Source organism: Nocardioides sp. NPDC057767, from assembly GCF_042798275.1.
GTDB lineage: Bacteria > Actinomycetota > Actinomycetes > Propionibacteriales > Nocardioidaceae > Nocardioides.
Genome location: NZ_JBHVKJ010000023.1, coordinates 73,466 through 89,072 on the forward strand (window position 1 = coordinate 73,466; position 15,607 = coordinate 89,072).

Annotated in this window: 16 protein-coding genes; 7 read left to right on the forward strand and 9 right to left on the reverse strand. The window is 68.7% G+C overall.

Annotation, left to right across the window (positions count from 1 at the left end):
* The first annotated feature begins 191 nt into the window (after window positions 1-191).
* Complete coding sequence (locus ACFVDI_RS13875) at window positions 192-1,670, forward strand: DHA2 family efflux MFS transporter permease subunit (RefSeq protein ID WP_378905842.1); 1,479 nt, start codon at window positions 192-194, stop codon at window positions 1,668-1,670.
* Here ACFVDI_RS13875 and ACFVDI_RS13880 read toward each other — a convergent pair.
* The 4 genes from ACFVDI_RS13880 to fbaA form a co-directional block, all read right to left on the reverse strand.
* Window positions 1,667-2,314, reverse strand: a complete 648-nt coding sequence (locus ACFVDI_RS13880) for a cache domain-containing protein (protein WP_378905844.1) — start codon at window positions 2,312-2,314, stop codon at window positions 1,667-1,669. The two genes, ACFVDI_RS13875 and ACFVDI_RS13880, sit on opposite strands and share 4 nt — an antisense overlap.
* A 5-nt stretch (window positions 2,315-2,319) precedes the next feature.
* Complete coding sequence (locus tag ACFVDI_RS13885) at window positions 2,320-3,042, reverse strand: GntR family transcriptional regulator (protein WP_328532386.1); 723 nt, start codon at window positions 3,040-3,042, stop codon at window positions 2,320-2,322.
* Between the two features lie 311 nt (window positions 3,043-3,353).
* Window positions 3,354-5,147, reverse strand: a complete 1,794-nt coding sequence (locus ACFVDI_RS13890) for a fibronectin type III domain-containing protein (RefSeq protein WP_378905846.1) — start codon at window positions 5,145-5,147, stop codon at window positions 3,354-3,356.
* 191 nt (window positions 5,148-5,338) lie between these two features.
* Window positions 5,339-6,361 carry a class II fructose-bisphosphate aldolase gene (gene fbaA / locus ACFVDI_RS13895; RefSeq protein ID WP_378905848.1) on the reverse strand — a complete coding sequence of 341 codons (1,023 nt, stop codon included), beginning with the start codon at window positions 6,359-6,361 and terminating at the stop codon, window positions 5,339-5,341.
* 162 nt (window positions 6,362-6,523) lie between these two features.
* On the opposite strand from fbaA, the gene ACFVDI_RS13900 reads away from it, so the two are divergent.
* From ACFVDI_RS13900 to ACFVDI_RS13910, 3 genes are all read left to right on the forward strand, one after another.
* A complete protein-coding gene (locus ACFVDI_RS13900) occupies window positions 6,524-7,690 on the forward strand; it encodes a hypothetical protein (protein WP_378905850.1) in 1,167 nt (388 codons plus the stop codon).
* Window positions 7,687-8,178, forward strand: coding sequence for a SigE family RNA polymerase sigma factor (locus ACFVDI_RS13905; protein ID WP_378905852.1), 492 nt, complete (start codon window positions 7,687-7,689; stop codon window positions 8,176-8,178). Before ACFVDI_RS13900 ends, ACFVDI_RS13905 begins: the two co-directional genes overlap by 4 nt.
* Before the next feature lie 69 nt (window positions 8,179-8,247).
* Complete coding sequence (locus ACFVDI_RS13910; RefSeq protein WP_378905854.1) at window positions 8,248-8,883, forward strand: dihydrofolate reductase family protein; 636 nt, start codon at window positions 8,248-8,250, stop codon at window positions 8,881-8,883.
* A gap of 69 nt (window positions 8,884-8,952) precedes the next feature.
* Here ACFVDI_RS13910 and ACFVDI_RS13915 read toward each other — a convergent pair whose 3' ends face one another.
* The gene (locus ACFVDI_RS13915) at window positions 8,953-9,642 is read right to left on the reverse strand and encodes a TrmH family RNA methyltransferase (protein ID WP_378905856.1); all 690 of its coding nucleotides are present in this window, start codon (window positions 9,640-9,642) and stop codon (window positions 8,953-8,955) included.
* Window positions 9,643-9,747: 105 nt separating this feature from the next.
* On the opposite strand from ACFVDI_RS13915, the gene ACFVDI_RS13920 reads away from it, so the two are divergent.
* Window positions 9,748-10,479: a DedA family protein gene (locus ACFVDI_RS13920; protein ID WP_378905858.1), complete on the forward strand. Its 732-nt coding sequence runs from the start codon at window positions 9,748-9,750 to the stop codon at window positions 10,477-10,479.
* On the opposite strand, the gene ACFVDI_RS13925 is transcribed toward ACFVDI_RS13920, so the two are convergent.
* Window positions 10,476-11,642 carry an aminotransferase class I/II-fold pyridoxal phosphate-dependent enzyme gene (locus ACFVDI_RS13925; RefSeq protein WP_378905860.1) on the reverse strand — a complete coding sequence of 389 codons (1,167 nt, stop codon included), beginning with the start codon at window positions 11,640-11,642 and terminating at the stop codon, window positions 10,476-10,478. The genes ACFVDI_RS13920 and ACFVDI_RS13925 overlap by 4 nt on opposite strands.
* A 99-nt stretch (window positions 11,643-11,741) precedes the next feature.
* Here ACFVDI_RS13925 and pyrE point away from each other — a divergent pair, with 99 nt between their 5' ends.
* Together pyrE and ACFVDI_RS13935 are read left to right on the forward strand one after the other, a co-directional pair.
* On the forward strand, window positions 11,742-12,278 hold the full coding sequence (gene pyrE, locus ACFVDI_RS13930; protein ID WP_378905862.1) for an orotate phosphoribosyltransferase: 537 nt from the start codon (window positions 11,742-11,744) through the stop codon (window positions 12,276-12,278).
* 78 nt (window positions 12,279-12,356) lie between these two features.
* Window positions 12,357-13,031, forward strand: coding sequence for a DedA family protein (locus ACFVDI_RS13935; protein WP_378905864.1), 675 nt, complete (start codon window positions 12,357-12,359; stop codon window positions 13,029-13,031).
* Here ACFVDI_RS13935 and ACFVDI_RS13940 read toward each other — a convergent pair whose 3' ends face one another.
* From ACFVDI_RS13940 to ACFVDI_RS13950, 3 genes are all read right to left on the reverse strand, one after another.
* Window positions 13,032-13,706, reverse strand: a complete 675-nt coding sequence (locus ACFVDI_RS13940) for a hypothetical protein (RefSeq protein WP_378905866.1) — start codon at window positions 13,704-13,706, stop codon at window positions 13,032-13,034.
* A 27-nt stretch (window positions 13,707-13,733) separates the two neighbouring features.
* Window positions 13,734-14,813, reverse strand: coding sequence for a hypothetical protein (locus ACFVDI_RS13945; protein ID WP_378905868.1), 1,080 nt, complete (start codon window positions 14,811-14,813; stop codon window positions 13,734-13,736).
* A gap of 121 nt (window positions 14,814-14,934) precedes the next feature.
* A complete protein-coding gene (locus ACFVDI_RS13950; protein ID WP_378905870.1) occupies window positions 14,935-15,489 on the reverse strand; it encodes a chloramphenicol phosphotransferase CPT family protein in 555 nt (184 codons plus the stop codon).
* Window positions 15,490-15,607: the final 118 nt, after the last annotated feature.

Below are 15,607 nucleotides of genomic sequence, written 5' to 3' on the forward strand. Positions count from 1 at the left end.
AGGGGCGCTCCGACGCTGGACTATCTGCGATTGCTCCGCAATTCGCGAGCGCCTCCGCTTGACCCTCATCTTCCTCCACTCCACTCGTCGCTTCGCTCCTCCCTCCGCTGCGTCCAGACGAGGAGCGCTCCAGCGCTGGGTTGTTTGCGATTGCTTCGCAATTCGCGCAGCGCCTGCGCTTGACTGGGCCCATGACCGAGCCGATGACGCAGACGGCCGCCGCACCGACGACGGAGCATCCGTGGCGGGCGCTGTTCGCACTGTGCATCGGCTTCTTCATGCTGCTGGTCGACATGACGATCGTGACCGTCGCGACGCCGGACATCATGACCGAGCTCGAGGCGAGCGCCAACGCGGTGCTGTGGGTGACGAGCGCATACCTGCTGACCTACGCGGTGCCGGTCCTGATCATGGGCAGGCTCGGTGACCGCTACGGCCCCAAGTGGGTCTATCTCGCCGGCCTGGCCGTCTTCACGGCCTCGTCGCTGTGGTGCGGTCTCGCCGGGAGCATCGAGTCCCTGGTCGCCGCGCGGGCGGTGCAGGGTCTCGGCGCGGCGATGATGACGCCACAGACGATGGCGACGATCACCCGGATCTTCCCGGCCGAGCGGCGTGGCGCCGCGATGGCGCTGTGGGGAGCGACCGCGGGGATCGCGACGCTCGTCGGCCCACTCGCCGGCGGTGCCCTGGTCGCGGCCGGGGGCTGGGAGTGGATCTTCTTCGTCAACGTGCCGATCGGCGTCGTCGCGATCGTGCTCAACTGGCTGCTGGTCCCCGAGCTGGAGACCCACCCGCACGTCTTCGACTGGTTCGGCGTGGGGCTCAGCGGGCTCGGGATGTTCTGCCTGGTCTTCGGCCTACAGAACGGCGAGCAGCGCGGCTGGGACATTCTCACCTGGACGCTCGTGGTCGGCGGGCTCGCGATCATGGGGCTCTTCGTCTGGTGGCAGGCACGCAACCGCAGCGAGCCGCTGGTGCCCCTGCACATCTTCGCCGACCGCAACTTCTCCGTCTCCAGCCTGGCGATCTCCTGCATGGGCTTCGCGGCGGTCGCTCAGGGCTTCCCGCTGATGCTCTACGCCCAGCTCGTCCGTGGCTACTCCGCGCTCGAGGCCTCGCTGCTGATGGTCCCGATGGCGCTGGTCTCCCTCGTCGCCGCGCCGCTGGTCGGCCGACTCAGCGACCGGATGCATCCACGGCTGCTGACAGGCGTGGCCTTCTTCCTGTGTGCCGTCTCGCTCTTCTGGCTGGCGGTGCCGATGACCGTCGACTCCCAGCTGTGGCAGCTGTTGGTGCCGATGGCCGTCTTCGGCCTCGGGTCCGCGGCGGTGTGGGCGCCCCTGGCCGCGACGGCCACCCGCAACGTGCCGATGCGGCTGGCCGGCGCCGGCGCCGGCGTCTACAACGCCACCCGGCTGGTCGGGTCGGTGATCGGCTCCGCCGCCGTCGCCGTGCTCATCGACCTCCGCCTCGATGCCCACGGCCTCGGCGGATCACTGGCGGGTGGCCACGAGACCGCGGCCGGCTCGTCGATCCCGCCTGCAGTGGCCTCCCGGTTCGCCGAGGCGATGTCGGAGGTGATGCTCCTGCCCGCGGTCGCGCTGGCGGTCGGCTTCGTGGCGGTGCTCTTCTTCACCACCCCGCGCCACCTGGTGAAGCCGAGGACCTAGGACAGCGCGACGGAGAGCGGGAGACCACGACACGGGATCATGTCGCGGGCGGTGGTGAGCGGGTCGCCGGTGGCCAGCTGCGGGTCGGCCGAGACGATCGCCTTGCCGTGGCCGTTCACCAGCGTCGCTCCGGCCTCGCGCAGCCCCGGCAGGAGCATCGTCTCGAGCGTCTCGACCAGGGTGTCGGCCCCCGCGACGCCGACCATGCGGCCGCCGGCGTAGACCGGCATCGTCGTGGTCATGACGTACTCGTCGGTGCAGACGAAGTCGACGTACGGCCCGACGAGCGTCAGCTCGCCCGTGCGCTCCGGGGTGCGGTACCAGGGCTGGCGGGTGTAGTCGATCGCCTCGCCCGTCGCCGGGGCATCTGCGTCGCCGAGGAAGTCACGCTCCTCCCCCTGCCACCAGACGAGGTAGAGGCGACGGTCGCTCAGCACTCCTGGTGCCACCACGAAGCCGCCACCGACGAGGTCGGGGTTGCGCAGGAACTCAAGGGACCCGGGCTCGAGCCGCTCGCGCAGGGACGCGCTGGTGACCGGGCCGGCCTCGAAGAGGGCAGTCACCTCGCTGCGTACGCGCTCGAGCTCGGTCACGATCGGCCCGAAGTGCTGCTCGACCTGGGCCACACAGTCGAGGGGAGTCATCGTCTTCATCGTCGCACCGCCTCATGGATCTCAGCCAAGCGTTCAAGGGAGTGAGCGACATGCTCACGTACGCTCTCCCGAGCCCTGACAGCATCCCCCGATGCCAGGGCATCGACAAGCTCCTGATGCCTGCTCGCCGTCGCCTCCCGGAAGCCCGGCTCGTCGAGCGGGATCCGGAGCAGCGCACCGAAGTCGGCCTCCTGACGCACCACCTCGCGCGTCATCCGGGCCGACTGGGTCAGAGCGGCCACCGACAGGTAGAGCTCGCTGTCCGCACTGCGCCAGCGGGCCACGTCGCTGACGTTGAGCGGGATCAGCAGGTCGCGCAGGTCCTCGACCTCGTCCGGATCGGTGCGCTCCGCCGCGATCTCCGCGCACCCGGTGAGCACCACTTGATAGACGGTGGCCCGGTCACGCAGCTCGATCCGCGACATCGCGGCGAGCCGGTCCTCCACGAGGTCCGCGCTCTTCGGGGCCCGTACGAACGAGCCACCGCCACGCCCACGGGTCGTCACCACCAGACCCTTGGCGCGCAGCGCCACCAGCGCCTCTCGTGCCGTGACCGTGGCGACGCCGAGCATCTGGGCGAGCTCCGGCTCGCTCGGGAGGCGCTCGCCGTGCGCGAGCACGCCGGATCGGATCGCCTCGGCGAGCCGGTTCTCGACACGCGCAGCCCGGCCCTCGTCGCCGATCGGGGCGAAGATGGCCGCGCGGGCTCGGGAGGTCATCACACGCACACCCGAATTCTAATGTATGGCTCCAGATGATTCGGACCCTCGAAGCTGTTCGATTTTGTTCGAATCGTCACAGGAAGTTCATGAATTTCGTCTTAACTATCTGGATCCATGGGCGTTTCTATGCCTAACCTGGGCGCACGACTGACGCAGTATTGGTGTCGGTCACCCAAGATCGTCGGATGTCCAGGGCTTGTGGGGGGCGCTGGGCATCCGACTCCTTGATTTTGGGACGACCTGCCTCTGAATAAGACAGGGCGGGGAGAACCTTTCGGCTCTCCCCGCCCTGTTTCTGTGCGTGTGTGCTAGAACACCGCGGCCACTGCGCTCGTCACCGAGTCGACGATGTCGCCCAGCAGGCCACCCTCGTCCTCCTCGGCCGGAGCGTCCTCGGTCGCCTCGTCAGCAGGCTCCTCGGTGGTCGGCCGCGCAGCCGGGCTCTCCGACTCGCTCGGCGTCGCTTCCGGCTCGGCCGGCTCCTCGGCAGGCGCCTCGGCGCTGTCCTCGCCGCCCGGCAGGATGTCATCCAGACCCGGCAGCAGCGGCGCGTCCTCCTCGGTCGGCTTCTCGACCGGAGCCACGTCCGGAGCCTTCACGTCCGGGGCGTCGGACGGAACCGGACCGTCGCCCGGAGCGTCGGACTTGTCCTCGCCCGGGGTGTTCGAGCGGAGCGCGGTGTTGCCCTTGAGCGGCTGGGCCTCGCTACCGTCGGAGTTCACCGTCAGCGCGCGGCTCGGGGCCGACTCGTTGCCGTCACCGTCGATCGCCGTCACCGTGACCCGGGTCGTGTCCCACAGCAGGACACAGTTCACCTGGAAGGTGGTCTCGTTGTTGGCCGTGCCACCGAAGCACACCCCACCGTTCACGGCGACTCGATAGTCGATCTCCGCGGACGGCGTGAGCCCGTCCTCGTCGGTGGACGGGTTCCACGTCAGCGTGAAGCCGAGCGGACCCTCGCCGGTCGCGTCGAGACCGGTCGGAACCGTCGGCGCGATCTTCGTGGTCGTGCCCGAGACCTCGTCGGAGCGCCGGGACTCGTTGCCGGCACCGTCCACGGCCTGCACGGAGTAGGTGTACTCAGTGCCGGCCTTCAGGCCGGTGTCCTCGAAGGAGGTGTCGTTGAGGGCCGTGAGGAGCTCGCCGTTGCGGTAGAGGTTGTAGGACACGTCGCCGACGCCGTCGGTGTTGTCCTGGGACTCGGACCAGCTCACGTTCAACGTGCTGTCGCTCGGGTCACCCTCCTCGACCGTCAGGTCCTGAGGGATCTGCGGCGCGGTGACGTCCATGACGCAGTCGACCTCGTTGCTGGGCTCGGACTCGTTGTCGGCCTTGTCGGTCGCGGTCACCGAGAACGTGTAGGTCTCCCCCGCCCGCAGGTCGTTGAAGGTCGCCGAGGTCCGGTCGGTCTCACCCGGGTCGCCGGCGTTGGGACGCGACGTCACCGTGTAGTGCTTGATGCCGCTCTTGTCCTTGGCCTCCGACCAGTCGATGGTCACAGAGGTGTTGCTGTTCACGACACAGGGGTTGACCGTGACCGCGTCAGGAGCGTTCTCGTCCTCCTCCGGGTCGCCGGGGCCGGGGTCCTCGGGACCGGGGTCCTCGGGGCACAGCAGGCCGAGCGGGAGCAGGCAGTCGTCGTCGCCGTCGTCCGGCGGCGTGGTCGGCTCGCCGTCACCCGGCGGGGTCGTCGGCGGCTCGGGCTCCTGGCACTGGCTCAGGTCCGGGCGGATCTCACAGATGTCCACACCGGCACCCGGCGGACGGGTGTCCTCGCAGGCGCTCGGGTCGAGCTCACAGGTCGGCGTGCTTCCCGAGGGGACGTTGCCCGCGGGGATGAAGGTCACGCCGGTGTTGGCGGCCGGGACGATGTCGTCGTCGACGATCTCCGGGTCGTCGGAGTCCTTCTCCGACGGCTTGTCGTCGGGCTCAATCGTGTCAGGATCGCTGGGGAGCGATGACTCCCCTGTTGTCGGATCCTTCTTCGGCGAGCTCTCCGGGTCGCTGTTAACGGTGCAGGAGAACAAGACGAGAAGCAGGATCAGGATGATCGCGCCTATGACGATTCCGCCGATTGTGCGGTTTCGCGCAGTGGTTTCCATTCCGAGGATGTCCCTCCCAAGATCAACGCCGAGGGGACGGTTCGACTGTCGTTACCCGTGAGTCGCCGTCCAGCCAGGGCATTGAATCGCTTTACCAATGACCGGCACAACGACATAAGCCCGAGTTTGGCTATGCCGTGTGCCACAACGTTTTCCGAATCGGGACCATTGGCCTGTCCCCGGCGTGTTGCTCAGCCGATGGAGTTGCCCGCAGAACCGAGATGCTGGGCACCCTCGACGACCCGAGCGGCCATACCTGCCTCCGCGAGCTTGCCCCAGACGCGAGGATCGTACTGCTTCTTGTTTCCGACCTCGCCGTCGACCTTCAGAACACCGTCGTAGTTGGCCAGCATGTGTCCGGCGACGGGACGGGTGAAGGCGTACTGGGTGTCGGTGTCGATGTTCATCTTGACCACGCCGTAGGAGACCGCCTCGGCGATCTCCTCGGCGCTCGAGCCGGAGCCGCCGTGGAAGACGAGGTCGAAGGGCTTCGAGCCGGAGGGAAGGCCGAGCTTGGCGACGACGGCGTCCTGGGCGTCCCGCAGGATGGAGGGACGGAGCTTGACGTTGCCCGGCTTGTAGACGCCGTGCACGTTGCCGAAGGTGAGGGCGGTCAGGTAGCCCTCGACACCGAGCGCGTCGGCGGTCGCGATGGCGTCCTCGGGGGTCGAGTAGAGCTTGTCGTCGATCGCGCCGACGATTCCGTCCTCCTCGCCACCGACCACGCCGACCTCGATCTCGAGCACGATGTGAGCGGTCTTGGCCAGCGCCAGCAGCTCCTGGGCGATCTGCAGGTTCTCGGCCAGCGGCACTGCGGAGCCGTCCCACATGTGGCTCTGGAAAAGCGGCGCCTCGCCGCGCTGCACGCGCTCGGCGGAGAGCTCGAGCAGAGGACGTACGAAGCCGTCGAGCTTGTCCTTGGGGCAGTGGTCGGTGTGCAGCGCGATGTTGACGTCGTAGGACTTGGCGACCTCGGTCGCGTAGGCAGCGAAGGCCACCGAGCCGGTCACCATGTTCTTGACCGTGGGACCGGAGAGGTATTCCGCGCCACCCGTGGAGATCTGGATGATGCCGTCCGAGCCGGCCTCGGCGAAGCCGGCCAGCGCCGCGTTGAGCGTCTGCGACGAGGAGACGTTGATCGCCGGGAAGGCGAACCCCTTCTCCTTCGCGGTCGCGAGCATCTCGGCGTACTTCTCGGGGGTGGCGATGGGCATCTGGGGGTCTCCTTGAAGATCCGTTGTCGACCGGTGCGCTGGTGGCCAGCGTAATGCGACCCCGGGGGACCCCGCCCAACGCCGGCAGTTGGATCGATCAACCAGGACAACCGATCCGCCACGAGATCCGTATCCAGGGGTGAGACTGACCTTGGAGGCATCATGGACTGGCAGGAAACCCTGGAACGGGCGATCCCCCACCCCCCGCCCGCCCAACCCGACCCGGCCGCGCTCGTCGCGGACGGGAAGAGGCTCGTACGCCGCCGGCGGCTCGCCGTCGTCGCCGGCGCCGCGGCCGCGGTGGTCGCCGTGGTCGGCATCGGCGCGGTTGTCGTTCCCTCGCGCGACAGCGCCGACCCCGAGCCCCCGGTCGCGACTCGGTCGGCCGACGAGCGATGGCCACCGGTGGTCGACGTTCCCTTGAGCGACAACGCACCGGTGGCATACGACTTCGCCACCGGCGAGACCACCTTCCAGGAGGGCTGGACGGAGGCCGACAGGGTCGAGGAACCCTCCGGCCTCAGCGAGACGCTCGCGGTCGCGGCGACCGACGGAAAGCGGACGATCTACGCCTACTTCGTGGACCAGGACGTCGCCGCCTTCACCGACGCTTCTGACACTCCCAACGATTTCCAGACGTGGGCGCACGGCATCTCCAACTCCACGCCGGGCATCTCCTGGGAGGCCGGCAGCACTGCCGAGATTCGGAAGAAAGGCAGAGTCGACGGCTGGACGCTCGTCCGCGAGATCTCGAACCCGTTCGACTACGACGCGCCATGGGACTCGGTCGGGGTCGTCATCGAGCGAGATGGCATCGAACAGTGGGTCTTCATCAGGGAGATCCGCAGGTCGAACGGCACCATGGGCGATAGCGGCGACAGCGGCTCCACCTATGCCATCCCCGGCAAGACCATCGAGGACTGGCTGGCCGACGTCGAAAGATCGGAGCCCGCCGCCAACCGGCCGGATCGGACCGGCTTCGAGACGCACGACACCATCACCGACGTCGTCGAGTTCAGCGGCTCGAAGGTCGTCCCCACCAGGGACGGGGTGGTGGTCCTGGATCAGATCGCTGACCCGGACATCAACGAGTCGTTCGCGGCCGACACGTCGCAGACCGCAGCCGCCCGGATCACTGTCGATGGTGAGGAGCAGTACGTCCTGGTCCAGGAGAAGGAGAGCGCGACCCGGACGAAGAACGTCTCGTGGGCCTTCGCCTACACCTTGTTCCCCGCGCCGTACGCCGAGGACCGGGGACCGGTCTCGCTCGACGAGTTCGCCGCGATCGTCAGGCGAAACCACAGCCCCCGAGGAGGGCCGTGGACATGAGCGCGCACGACGAGGCTTTCACCGCGTTCGTCGCGGCCCGGCGGTCACACCTGGTGCGGGTGGCGTACGCGCTGTGCGGCGACTGGCACCGCGCCGACGATCTCGTGCAGACGTCCCTGGTGAAGCTCTATGCGGCCTGGCGGCGCGTGGAGTCGGGGTCGGAGGAGGCGTACGTCCGGACGATCCTCGTCCGCGCCCACATCGACCAGACCCGGCGGCCGTGGTGGAGGCGGGAACGCTCGGGAGACCTGCCGGAGCGGCCCGGTCCCGCGGAGCAGGTCGAGGAGCGGTCCGAGCTCTTCGACGCGCTCCAGGAGCTGCCCGAGATGCAGCGCAAGGTGGTTGTCCTGCGCCACTGGCTGCAGCTGTCGGTCGCCGAGACCGCACGGGAGCTGCGGATCAGCGAGGGGACAGTCAAGAGCCACTCCTCGCGGGGGCTGGATGCGCTGCGTACGTGCCTGGGATCGGGGGACGCCTCCCGGACGTGATCCGGCAGATCAAGAACAGCGCAAGAACGGTCGGGCGGGCATGCCCCTGACGCGCCTAGCGTCAGGGGCATGCCCAAGGTCACTTACTTCACCGCGACATCGCTGGACGGATACATCGCCGACGAGAACAACTCGCTGGACTGGCTCTTCGAGACGCCGCACGGCGACGAGGAGATCTCCTGGGACCGACTGATGGCGGAGTCGGCCGCACTGGTGATGGGCGGGACGACGTACCGCTGGATGATCGAGCACGATCCGGAGATGCTGACCGGGCCGGAGAAGTGGCGGGAGTACTACGACGAGCGGCCCGTCTGGGTGTTCACGCACGCGCGCGACCTGCCCGCGGTCCAGGGCACGCAAGTGCGCTTCGTGCAGGGCGACGTGAAGCCGGTCTACGACGAGATCGCGGCCACCGTCGACGGCGGGATCTGGCTGGTGGGTGGCGGGGACCTGGTCGGTCAGTTCGATGACGCCGGGTTGCTCGACGAGGTCGTGGCCGGGATCTGCCCGGTCACTCTCGGCGCCGGAGCACCGCTGCTCCCGCGCCGCATCACCAGCAAGCGGATGAGCGTCATCGACGTCGTGCAGAGCGGCGAGCAGGTGAAGATCCGCTATCGCGTCCAGCGGTCCCAGATTCCCCCGCTGCCGCCCGGCCCCGAGGCCACGCACCCTGAAAGGGGCACATCCGGGCGACCCGGGAGTTAACTTTAGCGGATCCCATTCACACCGCGGACACCGGGGTGTAACCGCTTTACGAACACCGGCTCGAGCCGGTCAGCCGCGCCAGGCGTCCTCGGAGGACAGGTCGGCGTGCTGGACGACCCAGGAGTGCATCGCGATCGCCGCGGCGGCGGAGGCGTTGATCGACCGTGTCGAGCCGAACTGGGCGATCGAGAAGGTGCCGTCGACGCTCGCGCGCGCCTGCTCGGACAGACCCGGACCCTCCTGCCCGAAGAGGAAACAGACCGACTTCGGCAGCTCCATCGTCTCCAGGTGGAGCGAGCCGGGCAGGTTGTCGATGCCGAGGAGGCGTACGTCTCGTTCATGGAGGTACGCCGCGAGCGCGGGCACGTCGGGGTGGTGATGGACGTGCTGGTAGCGGTCGGTGACCATCGCGCCACGGCGGTTCCAGCGGCGGTTGCCGACGATGTGCACCTCGGCGGCCAGGAAGGCGTTGGCGGTGCGGACGATGGTGCCGATGTTGAAGTCGTGCTGCCAGTTCTCGATCGCGACGTGGAAGCCGTGGCGGCGCTGGTCGAGGTCGGCGACGATCGCCTCGAGGGTCCAGTAGCGGTAACGGTCGACCACGTTGCGGCGGTCGCCGTTGGCCAGCAGCTCCGGGTCCCAGTGCTCCCCCTCGGGCCACTCCCCCTGCCACGGGCCCACACCGACCTCCGGCTGGCCGTGGGGCATCGGGTCGTACGGCGCTCGGGAATCGTCCTCGGACTGACGTGTGTCGTTCATCGGCAAGACAGAATATTCGTGCAACAAGAGTTGTTACCTATGGGTACCGTAGGGCGGGTGACAGGTGCGGGGAATTTTGCGCCGATGTTGGCCGGTTTGGAATGGATGAGTCCGGACTTTCTGCTGGCCACTTTCGGCGAGCCGCTCTTCTGGATCAGCCTCATCATCATCTTCGTCGAATGTGGTCTTTTCTTCCCGTTCCTGCCCGGCGACAGCCTGCTGATCGCCCTCGGGATCTTCATCGCGACCGACAAGATCGACATCTTTCCCGGGCCTGTCGGCGTCGAGGTCGTGATCGCGATGGTCTTCTTCGTCGCGGCCGCATTCGCGGGCAACGTGACCGGTTATGAGATCGGGCGCAAGATCGGACCCCGCCTCTATGAGCGCGACGGCCGGTTCATCAAGAAGCGGCATCTCGAGCAGACCCGGGAGTTCTTTGACAAGCACGGCAACAAGGCGTTGGTGATCGGGCGATTCATCGCCTTCGTACGCACCTATGTCACCGTCGTCGCCGGGGTCACCCACATGGATCGCCGGCGGTTCTATTTCTGGAGCTTCGTCGGCGGCGTGCTGTGGGTGCTCGCGGTGACGCTGTTCGGGTTCTTCGTCGGCGCGCGCTGGCCCTGGCTGGCCGACAACGTCGACTACCTGATCCTGCTGCTCTTCGCGCTCGCGTTCGCACCCGCGATGGTGGAGTGGTGGCGTCGGCGGCGTACGGCCTCGCGGCTGGCCGCGGACCTCGACCACGACGGTCACCCGGACCGGGACATCCTGGGACTGGCCGTCCCGCCGCGCGCCCCGGCGGACGACGACGCAGACCGCCGGGCCGACCACTAGGCCGTGAGATTGCCTCGGGCGAGCCGTTTCAGAGCCTCCTCGATCACCTCGCGCTGCTTGGTGAAGGTCCACCTGACCAGGTGCTTCCCGGCATCGGTGTCGTAGAACCCCTGCAGCGGGATGGCCACGACGCCGGCCCGTTCGGGCAGCGACCGACAGAACTCCAGGCCGTCGCTCCAGCCGAGGTCGGTGATGTCGGAGACGGCGAAGTAGGTGCCCTCCGGGATCGTCACGTCCAGGCCGATCCCCTTCAGCCCGTCACAGAGCAGGTCGCGCCGCCCCTGCAGGTCGAGGGCGAGCTCCTTGGGCCAGTGGTCGAGATGCTCCAACGCGTACGCAGCGGCCGGCTGCAGCGGGGCACCGGAGGTGAACGTCAGCCACTGCTTGGCGCCCAGCAGCGCCTGGACCAGGTGCTCGGGGCCGGTCGCCCAGCCGACCTTCCAGCCGGTGAAGGAGAAGGACTTGCCGATGCTCGACAGGGTCAGGGTGCGCTCGCGCATCCCTTCGAGCGTGGCGATGGGGATGTGCGGGGTGTCGTCGAACGTCAGGTGCTCGTAGACCTCGTCCGAGACCACCGTCAGGTCGTGGTCCCTGGCGAAGGCGGCGACCGTCTCCAGCTCCTCGCGGGTCAGCACTGTGCCGGTCGGGTTGTGCGGGGAGTTGAGGAGGAGCACCTTGGTCGCCTCCGAGGCGGCCGCCTCGAGCGCTTCACGCGGCAGTCGGCCGCCCGGCGCCGACTCGTCCAGGCTGAGCGTCACCGGGCGACGTACGCCGCCCGCGAACTGCACCATGGCCGGGTAGCTGTCGTAGTAGGGCTCCACGAGGATCACCTCGTCGCCCGGGTCGACCAGGGCGAGGATCGCCGCCGCGATCCCCTCGGTAGCGCCGGTGGTCACCGCGACCTCGCGCGCCGGGTCGAAGGTGAGGCCGTAGTGACGGGCTTGGTGGGCCGCGACGGCCTCTCTCAGCGCGGGGATGCCCGGGCCCGGGGCGTACTGGTTCCGTCCACCCTCCAACGCGGCGACGGCTTCCTTGATGATCTCGTCGGGACCGTCCACGTCGGGGAAGCCCTGGCCGAGATTGACCGCGCCGGTGGAGGCGGCCAGCGCCGACATCTCGGAGAAGATCGTCGGCGGGATGCCGTGGAGTCGTCGCGCAGTCATTCCGCCGCCTCCGTAGGACAGTGCGAAGAATACGGAAGCGGCGGAATGACCCTTGATGCCGTTCGCTGGCGCTCACTCATGACACTTAGGCTAGGGGTCGTGACCACGGATCAGACCCTCGCTGCCGACATCGACGCCACCTGCCGCCTGCACGGGGAGTTCACCCTCCGCTCGGGGCAGGTCAGCGACACCTACTTCGACAAGTACCTCTTCGAAGCAGACCCGGCGCTCCTCGAGCGGGTCGCGGCGCGGATGGTCGAGCTGCTGCCGGAGGGCACCGAGGTGCTCGGCGGTCTGGAGCTCGGTGGCATCCCGATCGTCACCATGGTCTCGGCCAAGACCGGCATCCCGGCCATCTTCATCCGGAAGAAGGCGAAGGAGTACGGCACCGCCAAGCTCGCCGAGGGGCCGTCCTTCTCGGGGAAGAAGGTCACGCTCATCGAGGACGTGATCACCTCCGGTGGCGCCGTACGCGACGCCGTCAACGCGCTCCGTCCGCTTGGTGCGGTCGTGGACACTGTGGTGTGTGCGATCGACCGGTCGCCCGAGCCCGGTGAGTCGCTGCGTGATGTCTCGCTCGAGATCCGCTCCGTGCTGACCCGGGCCGACCTGGACGCGGTCAACGCGGCCTCCTAGGGATCCACCGCGTGGATCTCAGGTTCGGTCGCTAGGCTTCGCCCGCCCGATCCACCCACACACTGCGAAGAGAGTTTCATGATCCTCACCGCCACCCAGCCCGAGGAGCTCACCGGCGTCGCCGGCTGGGCGGTCGACCTGATGGACAAGCTCGGCCCGCTGGGTGCGGGGCTCGGCATCGCGCTGGAGAACCTCTTCCCGCCGCTGCCCTCGGAGATCATCCTGCCGCTGGCCGGCTTCACCGCCGCCCAGGGCCGTTTCACCATCGCCGAGGCGCTGATCTGGACCACCCTCGGCTCGGTCGTCGGCGCCCTCGCGCTCTACCTGGTCGGCGCGCTGATCGGCCGCGAGCGGGTCTACTGGATCGGCTCGAAGCTGCCGCTCGTGAAGGTGTCCGACCTCGAGAAGACCGAAGCGTTCTTCGAGAAGTACGGCGCCTGGACGGTCTTCTTCGGCCGCTTCATCCCGATCTTCCGGTCGCTGATCTCGGTGCCCGCCGGCGTGACCCGGATGCCGATCTGGAAGTTCCTGATCCTCACCACCGTCGGCTCCGCGATCTGGAACACCATCTTCGTGGTCGCCGGCTACCAGCTCGGCGACAACTGGGAGAAGGTCGAGCCGATCGTCGGCCGCTTCCAGAACATCGTCATCCTGGTCGTGGTCGTCGCCGTCGTGGCCTGGATCGGCCTGCGGGTCTACAAGATCATCCGCGGCTCCGACAACGGCGCCAAGGACGACTCGCTCGTCTCCTAGCTAGAACTGCCGGTGCGTCGGCGGTGTCGGTCCCGGCACCGCCGCTGCGGGCTGCTGCCAGGGGTCGGTGGGTGTGCGCCGGGCGAACCAGGTGCCTGCTCTGCCGACGTACAGCATCACGATCGCGGCGATGATCAGCGCCGGGAAGACCACCACGAAGAGCGAGAGCAGCGCGGCGATCGAGCCGACGACGGTGAGCAGGATCCGGGCCACCTTGGAGCGGAACAGCACCATGATCCCGAGCGGGATCGCGATCAGGCTCAGCACGCCGCAGACCGCGAACCAGATCACCATCGCCAGCGTCACGCCCTTGTCCGAGGACGACGGGTCGTTGTAGTCGGCGATCCCGGCGGGCACCATGAACAGCGAGATCAGCAGCGCGATCACCGAGCCCGCGATCGTCATGATCGACGCCGCGACCACCGTCCCGGGCCGGGTGTCGGGATCGGGTTGCGGGTAGTGGGGACGGAGGTACGCCGGGGGCTGCTGTCCCATCGCGTACTGGCCGTAGGCCGGCGGCGCCTGGCCCCATCCCTGGGGCTGCTGCGGCTGCGTCGGTTGCGTCGGCTGTATCGGCTGGGTTGCGGCGTACGGCGTCGGGGGCGGCGGCTCCTGCCCCTGGAACGGCGGCTTGCCGCCGTAGGGGTTGTCGAAGGAGCCGTACTGATCTGACATGCCGCGGAGCCTATCCGGCCCGCAGGATCACTTGGTGCGGAACCACGCGGCGACCTCGGGTCGCAGCAGGAACGAGAAGGTCGCGACGGCCGCTCCGAAGAGGACCACGGCCGGTGGGAATGCGAGGGCGAAGAGGAGCAGGGAGAGCGCCGAGATGCCGGCCGAGATCATCAGCGCGACCCGCGCCCAGGAGTGGCGACGGATCGCGAAGGCGGCGAAGACTCCGGCAGCGACGCACACGAGCGCCACCAGCACGGCCATGATCCAGACCGAGGCAACGATGATGTCGGTGGTGTAGAGGCTCACCGCATCCCGCATCGCGGGGTCGTTCTCCGCCTGCTTGTGCAGCTGGTCGAGGATCAGGTCGGGGTTGGCGGTCGCCGTCACCGCCGAGGCGAGCATCATCAGCGCGGTGAGCCCGGCCCCGATCCAGGTCAGCACGGCTGCCGCCATCACGGCGCCGGGGCGGCGCGTGGGCGCTGCCGTGGTCGGCCGGGCCATCGGACCCGTCCAGGGCGGCGGCTGCTGCGCCGAGAGCCGGGCCGGGCCGGTGGCCGAGCCCGTCTCGGTTGTCGAGGCGGTCGAGGCGGTGGGGGCGGTGGGGGCCTCGGGCGGGGTCGGCGCGGCGTACGACTTCTGGTCCGGGTCGCTGTTGTCGAGCGCCTCGCGCTTCGTCGGGGCGACCCCGTCGAACCAGTCGCGGGTGGGCGACATCCACAGGAGTACGACCGCGACGGCGGACAGCGTCGACCAGAACCCTCCGCCGAACATCCCGGCGAAGAAGAGCGGTGCCGCGATGACCGTGAGCGCCAGCCGAGCCTGCTTGTTGCGCTGAAGCACGTGCCAGCCGAGGATCACCGCCGCCGCCGCGATCGCGCCGGTGACCAGCGCCATCACGTGCATGAGGGTCAGGATGCTGTCGAGGCCGATCCCCGAGCCCGCCAGCGGCGGCTCGGCCAGCAGCTCCTCCACCCGCTCCCGGGTGTCCAGGCTGCGCAGCCCGGCGATCTGGTCCCAGGCGGTCACCACGGTGAGCAGTGAGCCGAGCACGATGAGCCACCCGGCGAGGGTGGCCTGACCGGGGCGGGGAAGCTTCGTTTCAGACATGTCGGGAATCATTTTCTCATCCCGGCCAACTCCGCGTGCCGACAGGTCGGGCGCGTCGGCCGAGTGGGCACGACGATGACGGCTCGGCCGACGTACGTGACGGCTCGGCCGACGTACGCGCCTACTCGGCGCGAGCGAGGCGGAGACGCTCGAAGGCCTTGAGCCCGGCGAGAGCGGGAAGGGCCTCCGCGATCTCCTTCGCGCACGCGGCGGGACTGGTTTCGGTGGAGTCGACGCGGAGGTCGTAGGGGTGGGTGTAGACCAGGGTCTGGGATCGAGCCAGGCCCGCCGGACGGTCGCCGCGGGCGGTCTCCCGGCGTTCGAGCTCCTCCGGCGCGCACCAGACCTCGACGAGGGTGACGTCGTAGCCGTCGAGCACCTCGAGCAGGTCGTCGAGCCGCCAGGCCTCGCTGAGCGGGTAGTCCATGATCACGTCGTTGCCGACCGAGGCCAGAGCCGCGACCGCGCGGTGATAGCCGAGCCGGGTGCGGCGCAGCATCTCCGCGATCCCGGCCTCGTCGAGCTCTCGCGTGTGCACCGTCGACCGCATCCCGCTGATCCCGTCGACCGGCACCAGGAACCACGGGTCCTCGAGCAGCGGCAGCAGCTCCCGCCCCACGCTGCTCTTGCCCGAGCTCGAAGCCCCGTTGAGCAGGATGATCCGACCAGTTCGCATGCGTGGAGGCTACCCACCTGCCGAGGCGTCACGTACGTCGGCCGAGGGGGGCCCACGGTGGCCCCCCCGCCCCCGCGCGGTAAGCCACGGCCGCCCACGCTGACCCCCCCGCCGCGGC

Bases quoted from the DNA above. Each gene is read 5' to 3' on its own strand.
- fbaA (WP_378905848.1), bottom strand. From the start codon at position 6,361: ATGCCCATCGCCACCCCCGAGAAGTACGCCGAGATGCTCGCGACCGCG.
- ACFVDI_RS13900 (WP_378905850.1), top strand. From the start codon at position 6,524: ATGGACTGGCAGGAAACCCTGGAACGGGCGATCCCCCACCCCCCGCCC.
- ACFVDI_RS13910 (WP_378905854.1), top strand. From the start codon at position 8,248: ATGCCCAAGGTCACTTACTTCACCGCGACATCGCTGGACGGATACATC.
- ACFVDI_RS13920 (WP_378905858.1), top strand. From the start codon at position 9,748: ATGAGTCCGGACTTTCTGCTGGCCACTTTCGGCGAGCCGCTCTTCTGG.
- ACFVDI_RS13925 (WP_378905860.1), bottom strand. From the start codon at position 11,642: ATGACTGCGCGACGACTCCACGGCATCCCGCCGACGATCTTCTCCGAG.
- ACFVDI_RS13950 (WP_378905870.1), bottom strand. From the start codon at position 15,489: ATGCGAACTGGTCGGATCATCCTGCTCAACGGGGCTTCGAGCTCGGGC.
- ACFVDI_RS13880 (WP_378905844.1), bottom strand. From the start codon at position 2,314: ATGACTCCCCTCGACTGTGTGGCCCAGGTCGAGCAGCACTTCGGGCCG.
- ACFVDI_RS13885 (WP_328532386.1), bottom strand. From the start codon at position 3,042: ATGACCTCCCGAGCCCGCGCGGCCATCTTCGCCCCGATCGGCGACGAG.
- ACFVDI_RS13945 (WP_378905868.1), bottom strand. From the start codon at position 14,813: ATGTCTGAAACGAAGCTTCCCCGCCCCGGTCAGGCCACCCTCGCCGGG.
- ACFVDI_RS13915 (WP_378905856.1), bottom strand. From the start codon at position 9,642: ATGAACGACACACGTCAGTCCGAGGACGATTCCCGAGCGCCGTACGAC.
- ACFVDI_RS13935 (WP_378905864.1), top strand. From the start codon at position 12,357: ATGATCCTCACCGCCACCCAGCCCGAGGAGCTCACCGGCGTCGCCGGC.
- ACFVDI_RS13890 (WP_378905846.1), bottom strand. From the start codon at position 5,147: ATGGAAACCACTGCGCGAAACCGCACAATCGGCGGAATCGTCATAGGC.
- ACFVDI_RS13905 (WP_378905852.1), top strand. From the start codon at position 7,687: ATGAGCGCGCACGACGAGGCTTTCACCGCGTTCGTCGCGGCCCGGCGG.
- ACFVDI_RS13875 (WP_378905842.1), top strand. From the start codon at position 192: ATGACCGAGCCGATGACGCAGACGGCCGCCGCACCGACGACGGAGCAT.
- ACFVDI_RS13940 (WP_378905866.1), bottom strand. From the start codon at position 13,706: ATGTCAGATCAGTACGGCTCCTTCGACAACCCCTACGGCGGCAAGCCG.